Origin of the sequence: Paenibacillus sp. FSL H3-0333 (assembly GCF_038002805.1) — a bacterium.
Lineage (GTDB): Bacteria > Bacillota > Bacilli > Paenibacillales > Paenibacillaceae > Paenibacillus_AQ > Paenibacillus_AQ silagei.
This window is the reverse complement of sequence record NZ_JBBODG010000001.1, coordinates 695,643-707,917: the sequence shown is the minus strand read 5'-3', so window position 1 is coordinate 707,917 and position 12,275 is coordinate 695,643. Positions and strand designations below refer to the sequence as shown.

Annotated in this window: 13 protein-coding genes; 3 read left to right on the top strand and 10 right to left on the bottom strand. The window is 51.0% G+C overall.

The annotated features are described in order from the left end of the window. Positions 1–15 precede the first annotated feature (15 nt). Positions 16–1,182 carry a DUF7832 domain-containing protein gene (locus MHH78_RS03210; protein ID WP_341166555.1) on the bottom strand — a complete coding sequence of 389 codons (1,167 nt, stop codon included), beginning with the start codon at positions 1,180–1,182 and terminating at the stop codon, positions 16–18. Positions 1,183–1,317: 135 nt separating this feature from the next. On the opposite strand from MHH78_RS03210, the gene MHH78_RS03205 reads away from it, so the two are divergent. Next, complete coding sequence (locus tag MHH78_RS03205) at positions 1,318–2,172, top strand: LysR family transcriptional regulator (RefSeq protein WP_341166554.1); 855 nt, start codon at positions 1,318–1,320, stop codon at positions 2,170–2,172. A 292-nt stretch (positions 2,173–2,464) separates the two neighbouring features. On the opposite strand, the gene MHH78_RS03200 is transcribed toward MHH78_RS03205, so the two are convergent. From MHH78_RS03200 to MHH78_RS03170, 7 genes are all read right to left on the bottom strand, one after another. After that, on the bottom strand, positions 2,465–2,971 hold the full coding sequence (locus tag MHH78_RS03200) for an SMI1/KNR4 family protein (protein ID WP_076085652.1): 507 nt from the start codon (positions 2,969–2,971) through the stop codon (positions 2,465–2,467). Positions 2,972–3,060: 89 nt separating this feature from the next. Beyond that, on the bottom strand, positions 3,061–4,266 hold the full coding sequence (locus MHH78_RS03195; protein ID WP_341166553.1) for a hypothetical protein: 1,206 nt from the start codon (positions 4,264–4,266) through the stop codon (positions 3,061–3,063). A 155-nt stretch (positions 4,267–4,421) separates the two neighbouring features. Further along, positions 4,422–5,390: a helix-turn-helix transcriptional regulator gene (locus MHH78_RS03190; protein WP_341166552.1), complete on the bottom strand. Its 969-nt coding sequence runs from the start codon at positions 5,388–5,390 to the stop codon at positions 4,422–4,424. 314 nt (positions 5,391–5,704) lie between these two features. After that, entirely contained in the window at positions 5,705–6,664 is a 960-nt protein-coding gene (locus MHH78_RS03185; protein ID WP_341166551.1) for an effector binding domain-containing protein, read from the bottom strand. Positions 6,665–7,008: 344 nt separating this feature from the next. Next, positions 7,009–7,410, bottom strand: a complete 402-nt coding sequence (locus MHH78_RS03180; RefSeq protein ID WP_341166550.1) for a VOC family protein — start codon at positions 7,408–7,410, stop codon at positions 7,009–7,011. A 166-nt stretch (positions 7,411–7,576) separates the two neighbouring features. Then, positions 7,577–8,575 carry a zinc-binding dehydrogenase gene (locus tag MHH78_RS03175; protein WP_341166549.1) on the bottom strand — a complete coding sequence of 333 codons (999 nt, stop codon included), beginning with the start codon at positions 8,573–8,575 and terminating at the stop codon, positions 7,577–7,579. Between the two features lie 136 nt (positions 8,576–8,711). Then, on the bottom strand, positions 8,712–9,080 hold the full coding sequence (locus MHH78_RS03170) for a DoxX family protein (RefSeq protein ID WP_341166548.1): 369 nt from the start codon (positions 9,078–9,080) through the stop codon (positions 8,712–8,714). A 191-nt stretch (positions 9,081–9,271) separates the two neighbouring features. Here MHH78_RS03170 and MHH78_RS03165 point away from each other — a divergent pair, with 191 nt between their 5' ends. Continuing rightward, positions 9,272–9,625, top strand: coding sequence for a winged helix-turn-helix transcriptional regulator (locus MHH78_RS03165; protein ID WP_076085670.1), 354 nt, complete (start codon positions 9,272–9,274; stop codon positions 9,623–9,625). Here MHH78_RS03165 and MHH78_RS03160 read toward each other — a convergent pair. Together MHH78_RS03160 and MHH78_RS03155 are read right to left on the bottom strand one after the other, a co-directional pair. Then, positions 9,622–10,215, bottom strand: a complete 594-nt coding sequence (locus tag MHH78_RS03160) for a suppressor of fused domain protein (RefSeq protein WP_341166547.1) — start codon at positions 10,213–10,215, stop codon at positions 9,622–9,624. The genes MHH78_RS03165 and MHH78_RS03160 overlap by 4 nt on opposite strands. A 29-nt stretch (positions 10,216–10,244) precedes the next feature. Beyond that, positions 10,245–10,832, bottom strand: a complete 588-nt coding sequence (locus MHH78_RS03155; protein ID WP_341170273.1) for a TetR/AcrR family transcriptional regulator — start codon at positions 10,830–10,832, stop codon at positions 10,245–10,247. Between the two features lie 252 nt (positions 10,833–11,084). Here MHH78_RS03155 and MHH78_RS03150 point away from each other — a divergent pair, with 252 nt between their 5' ends. Further along, positions 11,085–12,239: an MFS transporter gene (locus tag MHH78_RS03150; RefSeq protein WP_341170272.1), complete on the top strand. Its 1,155-nt coding sequence runs from the start codon at positions 11,085–11,087 to the stop codon at positions 12,237–12,239. Positions 12,240–12,275: the final 36 nt, after the last annotated feature.

Sequence of the window (12,275 nt, the reverse complement as noted above, 5' to 3'; positions counted from 1 at the left end):
GGCCTGTCTATAGCATCAAGGGATAACCAGGCCGTTCTTGAACGCCAGCTTGACATCATTCTCACGGACATAAGCGGAATAGTCCCAGGATTCTCCCTCCTGCAGCCGCTTGTAGGTCTGATGAATATTCCGGCGCCAAGACGACGGCCGGCTGTTGAAGTAATTCGTGAAGAAGCGCTGCGCCTGCTCTTGTGTGCCGAAACACAGCAAATAGGCCAGCGGACTGGATTCAGCATCGCAAATGCCGGGGAATCCTGCTCCGCAGGCGGCAATCTGCTCGAGTGCACGGGGACGGTCTGCAAACAGCGCGAACAGCGGCAGAACTCGTTCCCCGATCATCTGACCGATCTCTGGCAGAGAGGAATCCAGCTGTGAGCCGGCGACCTGCCAGACGATAGCGCTTGACGATTTCTGCGGCCTGCGCAGCGAGCCGAACAGAACGGTATCGTCCCCTCTGCCGGTTTGTCCGGCAAGCCATTTTTTGAGGGACTTACTGGCAATCCGCAGGTTCACCGTCATCCGCACATCAGTGCGGGTGTTGTAAGACTGCGGCTGGAAAGAGAGCTCGAATACGGTATCTTTGTCGGCCGCTGTTTTTTTCCATACCGTACCCGTCTTATTGGATCTGAAGCCCTCTGCCTGGAGGAACTGCTGTCCGATCTGCTGACAGGCCTGAAGGAATTGAGCTTTGGGATCGAGCTTACGGTTGGACAGACCTTCTGACCAGACCTCCCACTGGGCATAACGTTCGTCCAGCAAGGGCTGCAGGCGGTCATAATTCTCCCAGGTGTTCTCCACATGATAGATGCTGGGGTATTCGCGGCCTTGTTCAGCCGCCTGGCGGTTGAAGACTTCACAATAATCATTAAGATAGCTTCCATACTGTGCGGCGAACGCCGATTGACCGTCGTAATAATCAGTGGCGAAGGCATTGCCGCGCTCGTCCAGATCCTCATCCCAGAACTTCCCGTCACAGTACTCCAGCAGGTAATCCAGCCCCGTGAGCTCACGGCGTTTCAGCCGCTTCAGCGCCTCCGCCGACTCCTCAAGGTGAATTTCCCCCGCCATACCGCGGCCTAAGGCCCAGGCTAGAAACATGCCGATATGAATCCCGCCATTCTCTTCCGGCAGATCCGCGGGATAATCTCCCCCGGAATGCCAATCGATCCGATCATATGCCATATAGGTCTCCTTTCGGCCATCAGGCTCTAGCTCCCGGCTTCCCTTTTTAATTTGTCATCAAGGATGGAATTCAGTACAATGATCAGCATCGGAAGGTACTACCATAGATTATGATATACAGAAGGTGACACCGCAATGGAAAGTGGAGATTTGAGGATTTTTCAGGCTGTTGCCCGTGAGGGTACGATTACGAAGGCTGCGCAAGCCTTGAACTATGTTCAGTCCAATGTGACCAGCCGGATTCAGTTCCTGGAGGCCGAGCTGAAGGTCCCGCTGTTCCACCGGTCCAACAGGGGAATGAAGTTAACGCCTGCGGGTGAGAACCTGCTGGAATACGCGAATGCCATACTAATGCTAATGGACGAGGCTGTACAATCAACACAATACTCAGAGCACCCGGCCGGCCCGCTGCGGATCGGCTCTATTGAGACGACAGCGGTCATTCATCTCACATCCATGATCGCTGACTACCATTCCCGCTACCCCGATGTCCATCTGTCGCTCATCACGGGTGAAACGCATGACCTTCTCCACAAAGTGCTTGATCATAAATTAGATGGTGCCTTCGTCTATGGACCGGTTGACCAGCCGGATATCGGGCATGTTGCGGCTTACGAGGAGGAACTGGTGCTCATTGCTGAACCGGGGGAGAGCGAACTCCAAGAACTGCTGCACAAGCCCATGCTGTTCTTCGACGTTGGCTGCACGCACCGGGTCAAAGCGGAGCGCTTCCTGCGAGAGAGCGGGATGCACTCGTATCAGATCCGGGAATTCGGCACGCTTGAAATGATTCTGAACGGAGTATCTGCCGGACTCGGCGTATCCCTGCTGCCGAAGTCCTCGATCCGCAAGGCAGAAGAAGCCGGACGAATTATCTCCCACCGCCTGCCCGAAGAATACCGGAAGCTAGAGGTATGGTTGATATACCGCCGCAACTCCGTGCTTTCCAGTGCAATGTCCAGGTTTTTGGAGATGGTGGGGCAGAGATAGATGACAGAGACCGGGAGCAGGAATGAAACAACTCTCTAGCTCTATCCAAGCATAAAATGCCTGCGGCATCCCCATTGTGGTCGGTTTTTCGACCAAATCCGGCTGTTCGGTGAAATCAGCGAAGTCATTCCTATTACTGAACCAGAATATAGTCATCCTGCCGATGCTCCAAGACACTTACCCCCAACTTTATGCACAACTTATCCACATCGGACGAAAATCATAATCTCCTAATCAATAAAAAAGATCAGAACCTATCCCCCCAGGTTCTGATCTTCTTGCATCTTAGAATCTATCTATTCGAATTCGACATCAGCCAGGCCAGGAATTCCTCAAACGAATCTGCTACTTTCTCAACCTCTTCAAATTCAGGCTCAACTCCACGGACAATAGTCCCGCTATCCGTTGTTAAGTCGATGGCATAGAAGGAATATCCATCCTCCACAGACATTACGATCGGCAAGTGATGATCCCACCAGGCCGTGATCTCGGACTGCCAAGCTGGATCACCCGCTGCTGCCTCCACGCTAAGCATTTCAAATTCATTCCACCGGAATTCGGTTTCCGCGCTATGATTGAACTCAGCCTCACAAATAAACCAGGTTTGCTCATCCGGTGCAACGCAGGTTTCAACTACCTTTAGAAATTCTAAATACTCATCGGGCAGTCCTTTATATCTGGAAGTAATGCCGCTATTCAAATGCAGCTGAGCACCGGACTTTCTCCTTATCTCCCAGCCGTTTGCCTCCGCCCAAGTCATAAATTCCACAACATGAGTTTTTCCTTTTCCATTATTCATGTCCAAATGATACACCTGCCCATCCGCTTAAGAAATGGAAACTCCTACACCAATATACCATTTCCGCAGGTTTGCTTACATACAGCAAGTCATTCCGTTATCTTAAGTTTCCACGTCGCATCCCTTCCCTCCCACTGCTTACCGTTAGACACATAGTACTCTCTTTCCACCGAACCGTCTGTTTTAGTAAGGCTGATGGCAAATACCTGTCCTTCTTCGATCAACATCGGATATTCATCATAGGGAAGAACATTACCCGTCGGTGGCAGCTTATTGACATCTTCATAAGCTCCCTCCAGTCGCCAAAACTCCCGGGAGGCGTAATCCTTGAACCCGTTCAAATCCTGCTTCCCAAAATACGATGCCGTATACTTTTTGCCCTGCATGGTGGTTTCATCCACTCTGACCGGTTCAATATCCTTAACCATCCAGCTTATGTCCTCCGTATGCAGGTTGCCGCCATAATACTTATGTAATTGATTCGCCATGCAAGGGACCGATTGGGTAATAAGTTCCATTTCATTGACTCCGGTATGCGCTGCCCCGTAAATGCCCATGATGCTCTCGATGCCCAGCTTTTCAAATTCTCGGATGAAATTCTCCGTCATCTTATTTTCCCGGTATACATTATCGTAACTCCTGTAATACCTCTGGCCCTGCTGAATCGCTTCGGTTGTTAAGGTGTACATCTCCGATCCGGTCAAATCGTTGGCCTTAAGATAAGACAAGAACCGCTCGCCGGTAGTATCAGGTCCATGCCCAATATCTGTTCCGTGGAAAATAGTATCAGGACATCCGCTTTTTATTTTTCGAAAAAAAGTCTTCGTATAGGGAATGTGACCCTGAGTCCCTTCCCAATCCTGATAAAGCTCCTCCAAAATGTCATCATTGTCCGACTGCATCCACAGGTTCAAGTATTCGGCAGCGTAATAGGACTGCTCCACGAATAGGTGTCTCATGCCCTTGTTGTGGTAATAATCAGACCAAGCTTCATATTCCTTGTCCATAATCTTGGCAACGCCATGGGATTCGCCATACAGATAAATCTGGCCGGTCGCTTTGGTCGTTAGCGGGGTTGCTCCAGGGGTTGCCTGGGCCAATCGGGCAGGAGGTGCCGATGGACTGGCTGATTGTGCAGACGGACTTGCTGTTTCGCCCGCAGAAGAGTTGCCGCTGCAGGCTGTCAGGCTGCTGATCAGTAGTATCGCCATTAGGGCAAGCAGCAGAGGACGAGTATACCTTATTCGCGCCTGAGCCGCTACGCCGCCATATGTATTGGAATTTTTTACATACATAAGGAATATCACCCTTTCATCATCAACTCTTACAAGTTAATCACAAATTATGGATGTCCTCAGTGCTGTATGTCATGCATAGAGTTACATTACTCTTCTTCTATGGAAATCAGTAAAGCACCCACCCTATGAGAGCAGCAGGCGCTTGGCAGCAATTATGACTTCTGAACAGGCCGGACATACTTGAAGTACCGATCCGGGTTGAAATAGAAGTAGATGATCCGGCCGGGGCTGGGATCGAAGCAGTAGCCAGTGCCTGTATAGTCAAAAGTGGCCATCGCCTGCTCCATCCGTTCCTCAACACTGCGGTTCTCCTGCTCATAATCGAATGGCCCGTGCTCGAATACGATATACTCGGCCTCGGGGACATCCGCCATCAGCATCTGCGCAGGGACTTCGCCTTCATAATCATAGGGGAGACGTACCCCATAGCACTCTGTACGCGGAAATCCCCAATCGCAGAGCCTGCCGTCCGGGTCATTCATATAGGCCATAATCTGGCCGTTGCCGCTGTTCGTATCGCTTCCGCCGTCATCATCCAGCTTCCCCTTGATACTATCCAGCAAGCCGCTGATGGTCTCGCAGTCCTGCCCTGGAATCAGGCTCTGCTTCTGCCAGAAATCCCAGTACCCGTTGCTCTCGTAATTCTTAATGTGCAGGAATTTGTGCGCCGGAATGGTTACGAAATAAATCTTAACCTCTTCTGTAGATTTGATCATGCCAACCTCTCCTAGTCCGAAAAAGTAGCGGTCAAACGGGTTGATTTTGGTACGAAGGACAACAGGATACGGGTGTCTCCGGTACTCGCTTGGGGCCACACCATAGGTCACCTTGAACGCGCGCGTAAAGGCTTCATGGGAGGAGAATCCATAGTCGAGCGCAATATCCAGAATGCTTTTTCCGCTATCCCGCACCTCCTTCAGTGCAAAAGCCAGCTTCCGGTGGCGAAGGTAATCCCTAAGCTGCATCCCGGATATCTCTTTGAACTTTCTCGTCGTATGAAACTCCGAATACCCCAGCTTGTCAGCAAGAGATTGCAGCGTTATGGCCTCACTGTTATGCTGCTTAATACTTTGGTCCATATCATCGACAATGGTCTGGATCTGCCTGTGCCACTCGTACACCGTCCGCTCACCCCCTCGTTCCAACCGCTCTATGTTCATTCTAGAATACTGGCAAAGGCATTTCTTGATTCTACTTGCGGCGCCCGCATCGGTGCAGGCAATGAAGCCCTCATTCCCCATCTGCCCAAGCAATACAATTGATCCCCGGCAGCTCACGCTCCTCCGTCCAATGCTTCTGGATGAAGTTACTCATGGCTCTATCCTTTCATTGGATTGATTTTCTTGTCTAATATACTATTTCTGTAAGCTGCCGCGTTTTCCCTTCAAAAGGGTAAAGACCATCCTTCGCAGGATGGCCTTAGCACATGTCTAGATTAACCCTTCGCTTGGATGGCTACGGGGTAATAAAGATCGAGCTGGAACGCTTCGTTAACAAACATATCCCCGTTGAACAGGAAGTGCTCCTCCAACCATTGAGCCGGGCCCGGCTGATATTTACTGCTCTGCACCCATTCATTTAAGCGGTTCCAGGCTTCAGGAATATCGAGTCCGTATAGGCTGGAGACCGCATAGAGGCCGCCACCCGTCTGCTTGATCCGTACCTTTCCCGAGGGTTCGGTGTCCCCAGAGACCGTAGCCCACATTTCATAACCATGCTCATTCTGCGCGCCAGGCTGATTGAAACCGAAATACCGGGTGGCCGGAACCTGGTCTAACCCTTTGTCCTTCACCCATGCATACAGCACATTCCACGCCTCATCCTCCGGCTGATTCCCTGCAGTAGTCTGATAGTACGCCACCTTCATCGGCTTCAATTCAATAAACCGGACCTGATGATCCTCCAGCTTCACTAATTGATGTTCCATTCTTCCTGATTCCTCCGTTCTTATATTCAATTCTTCTTCACGGAACATGGCAGCAACGTCCAGATTAATCTTCTTCGACTGCTCCAATAACAGAACGATGGCATTGCCCTTGGCAACCCCTTGTGTCTGCAATAATTCCACATACCGTTCGAGCAGCTCCCTCAATACCAGCATATTGCTGATCTCCCGCTGAACCTCTCCCAGTTTGTTGCAGAATACACCGACCGCCGTTGACAGTTCAGAGGCTAATAGAACCGCTGTAATGTCTTTTACGGAGAAGCTTAACTGCTTCAGCAGCAGAATCAGTTCGAGCCTCCTGAGCATCTCTTGGCTGTACAGGCGTTTTGCGCTATTAGGTTCCCTGATGCTGGCGATCAGCCCGATCTCCTCGTAGTATCTAAGCGTCCGGCTGGAGATGCCGTACCGGGCCGATACCTCTCCGATTTTACTCAGCTGAGTGGTAATCATGAATTCTCCTTTCCTGTGGCTATGAAGTACTTCATGGCTCTATCCTACAAGTTTACGTGCACGTCAAGTCAATACCTATATTGTAAGGAATTTCTATAAAAGAAACCTGAACGAATATTTTCCCGTAGTAAATATGAATGAACCGACATAGGATGTGATTTATGTGACAGGATTTCTTGGTGTTATCCTCATTGCCGTAGGATGCATCCCGATGATGCACAGAGCGAATATGAGATTATGAGCCGATCACTGAAATCTTGGCTGAAGAGTTACGGGGACTAGACATGGCTTTATGCACAAAAAAGCTGGAGGCTACCCGTCGGGACCTTCAGCTTTTTCTTTCGTTACCTGCCCTCAAACCGTTTAACCGCATCCTCCGTCACCGGCTGATAGAGATTCACCAGGTTGCCGTCGGGATCTCGGAACAGCATCGAACGGTTCCCCCACGGCATCGTGGTTGGCTCCTGTACCCAATCCTCAACAGTTGGCTTCAAGCGTGCATACTCCGCTTCAACATCGTCAACGCGGAACTCCAGAATGACCGTTCGGTTACTGGCCGCCACTACAGAGTCAGTACCGAATAGCTGCGCTGTCTTGGAGTGGCCGATGGCAAGTGTACATGAAGGCATTACGAATTCGGCAAATACAGGAGCGGGCCGTTCCGCTGTCACCCCCGTCACTTGTTCATAGAATTCAACCAGACCCTCAATGTCGTCAGTAATGATACGTATCGAAGCGAAATTCATAAGTGTTCATCCTTTCTTGAATGTTTACATGTCCAATGATAAAAAAACGCTACTGACAACGTTATGTCAGTAGCGTTTTTATTGTAGACGAAAAACCGATCACATCGAGCTGGCGCAAGGCTATCGGGCCGAATCAGTAGCGTCTCTAAGTCCTGTCTCTTTACCCTTAGCCTATTCTCAGGGCAATGTTCCCCAGCTGTTCCGCGCGCTCCATCCGCTGAAGGGCAAGCGGAGTCTCAGCTAAGGAATACACGCTATCCAGGATAGGGTGTATCTGATGCTGCTCCATGAACTCAAGCATAGCGGTGAATTCTTCATGGCTGCCCATAGACGTTCCAAGCAACTGAAGCTGCGGGAAGAATATCGCTCTTGCCGGAATGGTGAGATCATCGCCTGAGCTTGCGCCGAACATGACGATTCTCCCGTTAGGCTTAATGACCTCGAAGTATTGCCCGAATGTCGCCGGCCCTACACTATCAAGGATCAGGTCTACAGGCTGATGCTGAAGCTCCTCCCGCCAACGGCTGTTGCTGTCTATCACCCGTGTAACCGGTAATTGCAGAGCTTGCGCACGCTTCGCTTCACTTCTGGACGTGACTGTAACCTGCGCCCCAGCCGCTGCCGCCATAAGAGCGGCAAACGTAGCCACTCCGCCGCCAATGCCAGGAATCAGCACATGCTCGCCCTGCTTCAGGTCCCCTCTGGTAAATAACGCCCGGTACGCAGTGAGTGCCGCTAAGGGTAACACACCCGCCTCTTCCCAGGACAGATACGCTGGCTTAGGCACAACATTCTGCTCTGGCACAATGACATATTCCGCAAAAGTCCCGTCTGCAGGGTACCCTAATATGTCAGGAACCACAGGCACCTCATCCGCCCGATCCCAGCCCAGACACGGATTAATGATAACTTCCATCCCTTGAAACAGGCCGGTTACCCCTTCACCCGTCTCTGCAATTACGCCAGCCCCGTCTGAACCAAGCACGCAAGGATGAATCGGACCAGACGCACCTTCTGTAGCAGAAGCGGCAGCCGCGATGATGAACAAATCCCTGTGGTTGAGTCCGGCTGTCTTTAGCCTTACCTTGACCTGCCCCTGTTCAGGACGCTTGTCCGGATGATCCTTATATTGCAGACCCTGCGGTCCAAGTGTAATTGCCTTCATCTTCATATCCTCCTGTTTTACGCTGTAGTGGCTTCATACAAAGTGTAGGCTGTTACAGCGGTCAGGTAAAATGATTAGAAGAGAAGGTTAGTATCATAAATAATGATAGTGCTACTGCGGGGTCAAGGGACGACCCCTAACCTCCCTGCAACAGCCGGAAACGCCCAACAGTAATGATGATCGCCAGCACTATAAAGATGATGTTGATCCACACATCCGGTTCGCCCCGCAGTAGATGGAAGACCAAGCCGGAACATGCGGCAGCAGCCAGACCCATAGCGGCGAGCGGAGTGAGCTGCGGCTGGATTCGGAGCGCCATCGGTAAAATCAACCCTAAGACCCCCAGCAGCTCAGCGATGCCGATCCCCATAACCAGCCCCTGCGGCACATCATTCACCCAGCTCCAGGCCGCCCGGGCCGATTCCAATTGAAATGCCTTCAGCCAGCCCGAATACAAGAACCCCGCACCTAGAACAATTTGTAAGACCCATAGCACAATATTCATGTTCAGTGTCACTCCCTCTCATATGTTCACGCAAACACCATCCGCATCCCCTCCACCCGGACAGGCGGTTCTTCTTGCGCTCCAGAAACCTTAGTTGCATAATAATATGAAGGGTTTCACATGAGAAGTAGACACTTTTATTAAACCTAGTTACTTAAAAGATACCTTACGTGAATCAAGGGGGCAGCGGCATGACCTACTGCAAATTCGAGTCCGCATTAGAAATCTTTGTGGGGAAATGGAAGCCCGTCATTCTGCTGCGCCTCTTCTCTAACGGAACCATGAGATTCAGCGAATTACAGCGAGCCATTCCTGAGATCACCAAGAAAATGCTCACACAACAATTGCGTGAGCTGGAATACCACAATATTGTCCACCGCGAGATTTACCACCAGATCCCGCCGAAGGTGGAATACTCCATCACGGAATACGGACGAAGCTTGTCCGGCATTATGCAGGCCATGAATGATTGGGGAATCACGCATATCGAACATCTAAACCAGTTATACGGCGCAGAACGTATCGGCGAACTGGAGTCTGACTAGCGCCGCGGATCAATAATGGAATGCTCGATATTTTCGACGTAGGAATCGAACGCTTCCACGCCTTCACTTAAGATTAATGCGGCCTCCTGCGCCGTGACTGGCAGCGCCCATAGGATCTCAACCCTCTCGCTCCCGACCTGAAGCTCCTCCAGCTCTTCACTTTCTCCCCTCAGCTCATCCAATAGAAAAGCAGTGGTTGTCCAGTTAGCCGGGGCAAGCGGGCTCTCTTCCATAACCCTAGGTATCCGCGAATCACCGGCAGCCTCTATATGATGGGCGATAAGATCACTGAGATAGGTAAATATCCGGTCCATAGACTCTCCGCCTAAGTCAGAGGTCAGAGCCATCACCCACTCTGTACCCACAGCTTGCCCATTCGGGCGGTGAGTCGCGGATAACCCGACTGTTGCAAACCTCGCAATCTCTTCCCCCTCCACTGCAGGAAAATAATAGATCTCAACATAGGCTCCTGTTTCGGGCTTCTTCAGAATGACCCGGTATTCCGGCATCTGCCACTCCCGCATATAGGCACCCAAGATAAAGGTTCTGCGGATATCGAAGGAGAGCTCCCTCTCTTTAGTTGATTCCATGAAGATGGCCATCACCTTTCCTCTTTTGATTAGGATATGGTTAATAAGTTAAGTATCTCTTTTACAAAAGTATCAATAACTGCTCTGTCAGGACGGGACTTCAGGAACACCGTAAGTCCTATTAACGAAATGACCAGTGTCTGCGCCAGATTCTTGGCATTATTCCCGGCATCTAGCTCCCCTGACCGCAAGCCCCGTTCAATCGTTTCCTGGAAGATGACCGAGAGGTACATCTGATGTTCCCTGGTCAGAATCTCGAACTTCTCATCATGGGGAGCCAGCTCCACCATTGAATTGATGCAGAAGCACCCCGTGCTCGGGCTTTTCTCATATTCTTTGGACACCACATCTTCAAAAAAAGTACGGAATGCCTCTTTTACCGAAGAATGCTTGTGCAGACTGCCCCGGACATACGCGGCATGGGAACTTGTATATTTTCGCAAGGCAGCTTCAAATAATCCTTTTTTATCTCCAAAGGCAGAGTATAGGCTTGGACGCTGAATGCCCATTCTTGCGGTTAAGTCGCTTAAGGAGGCCGCTTCGAACCCTTTTTCCCAAAATACATGCATAGCTGTCTCTAGCGCCTTATCCTGATCAAATTCACGCGGCCGGGCCATAGAACTCCCTCTTTTCATATCGAATGGTATATTACGATTGTATTTGCCGCAGATCCTCCTGTCAATCAGAGTGAACATACACAGTTACTCCTTGACAATTAATTTTGGTTAGCGGTATATTAATCAGGAATTATTTCATACCAATCAGTATGTTATTATATCCCTATGTCGAAGGAAGTGTTATCTCTGGTCAGCTTTATAAAAGAACCGCAAGCCATTACCGCACCATCCGGGCCAACGCCTGCATCTTCAATGTCCCGCAAGGTAGCACTTCTGTTTGCCATCACCTGCGGACTGGCGGTAGCCAACATTTATTACGCCCAGCCCTTACTGGACGCAATCTCCAGCGAATTCGGGATTACGCATTCGTCCGTCGGCATCGTGATTACAGTGACTCAGATTTGTTACGCCATTGGACTACTGTTGCTGGTGCCGCTGGGCGATCTGCTGGGCCGGCGCTGGCTGATTGCCGGACAGATGCTGGTATCCGTGCTGGCTTTGGTTGTTGTGGGCACTGCCCCCACCAGCATGGTGTTATTCATAGGTATAGCTACGGTCGGACTGCTTGCGGTAGTGACACAGACGCTTATTGCATTCGCAGCAACTCTGGCTGCCCCGGCCGAACGCGGACGTACAGTGGGTGTGGTGACCAGCGGAATTGTCATTGGTATTCTGCTGGCCCGAACATTCGCCGGTGTGTTAACCGATCTGGCCGGTTGGCGGGCTGTCTATCTTGTCTCGGCGGGACTTACGCTAATCATGGCAGGTGTATTGTTCAGGGTACTGCCGGGTACTGAGCCTGCAAGAGAATCCTTATCCTACCCGCAGCTTCTCCGTTCGCTGTTCACCCTGTTCGCACAAGAACGGCTTCTGCGAATCCGTGCTGTGTTATGCTTGCTGATTTTTACCGCCTTCAGTATATTGTGGACTTCCCTGGTGCTGCCTCTCAGCTCGCCGCCGCTGTCTCTGTCCCATACTGCGATTGGAGCGTTTGGTCTCGCCGGAGTTACCGGAGCGTTAGCAGCAGCGCGGGCAGGCCGTCTGGCCGATCGGGGGTTAGGGCAAAAGACTACCGGCGTCGCGCTAACTCTGCTACTTATCTCATGGCTGCCAATCAGTTATACCCCCCATTCACTGCTCGCGCTAATCATCGGGATTATCCTTCTTGACCTGGCCGTACAAGCCGTACACGTCACCAACCAGAGCATGATCCTTAATCTGCGCCCGGAAGCCCGCAGCAGGCTTACTGCCGGTTACATGGTCTTCTATTCCATTGGCAGCGCCACCGGCTCCATTGCTTCTACCAGTATCTACGCTTATTCGGGCTGGACCGGAGTGTGCATACTTGGTGCAGCGGTCAGTGCGCTCGCTCTGATATTCTGGACGTTAACCCGTCATATGAAATGAACAATGTAACGCCTTCATCTTTCCTCTGAGGTTTGT

Bases quoted from the DNA above. Each gene is read 5' to 3' on its own strand.
- MHH78_RS03210 (WP_341166555.1), bottom strand. From the start codon at position 1,182: ATGGCATATGATCGGATCGATTGGCATTCCGGGGGAGATTATCCCGCG.
- MHH78_RS03205 (WP_341166554.1), top strand. From the start codon at position 1,318: ATGGAAAGTGGAGATTTGAGGATTTTTCAGGCTGTTGCCCGTGAGGGT.
- MHH78_RS03200 (WP_076085652.1), bottom strand. From the start codon at position 2,971: ATGAATAATGGAAAAGGAAAAACTCATGTTGTGGAATTTATGACTTGG.
- MHH78_RS03195 (WP_341166553.1), bottom strand. From the start codon at position 4,266: ATGTATGTAAAAAATTCCAATACATATGGCGGCGTAGCGGCTCAGGCG.
- MHH78_RS03185 (WP_341166551.1), bottom strand. From the start codon at position 6,664: ATGATTACCACTCAGCTGAGTAAAATCGGAGAGGTATCGGCCCGGTAC.
- MHH78_RS03180 (WP_341166550.1), bottom strand. From the start codon at position 7,410: ATGAATTTCGCTTCGATACGTATCATTACTGACGACATTGAGGGTCTG.
- MHH78_RS03175 (WP_341166549.1), bottom strand. From the start codon at position 8,575: ATGAAGGCAATTACACTTGGACCGCAGGGTCTGCAATATAAGGATCAT.
- MHH78_RS03170 (WP_341166548.1), bottom strand. From the start codon at position 9,080: ATGAATATTGTGCTATGGGTCTTACAAATTGTTCTAGGTGCGGGGTTC.
- MHH78_RS03165 (WP_076085670.1), top strand. From the start codon at position 9,272: ATGACCTACTGCAAATTCGAGTCCGCATTAGAAATCTTTGTGGGGAAA.
- MHH78_RS03160 (WP_341166547.1), bottom strand. From the start codon at position 10,215: ATGGAATCAACTAAAGAGAGGGAGCTCTCCTTCGATATCCGCAGAACC.
- MHH78_RS03155 (WP_341170273.1), bottom strand. From the start codon at position 10,832: ATGGCCCGGCCGCGTGAATTTGATCAGGATAAGGCGCTAGAGACAGCT.
- MHH78_RS03150 (WP_341170272.1), top strand. From the start codon at position 11,085: ATGTCCCGCAAGGTAGCACTTCTGTTTGCCATCACCTGCGGACTGGCG.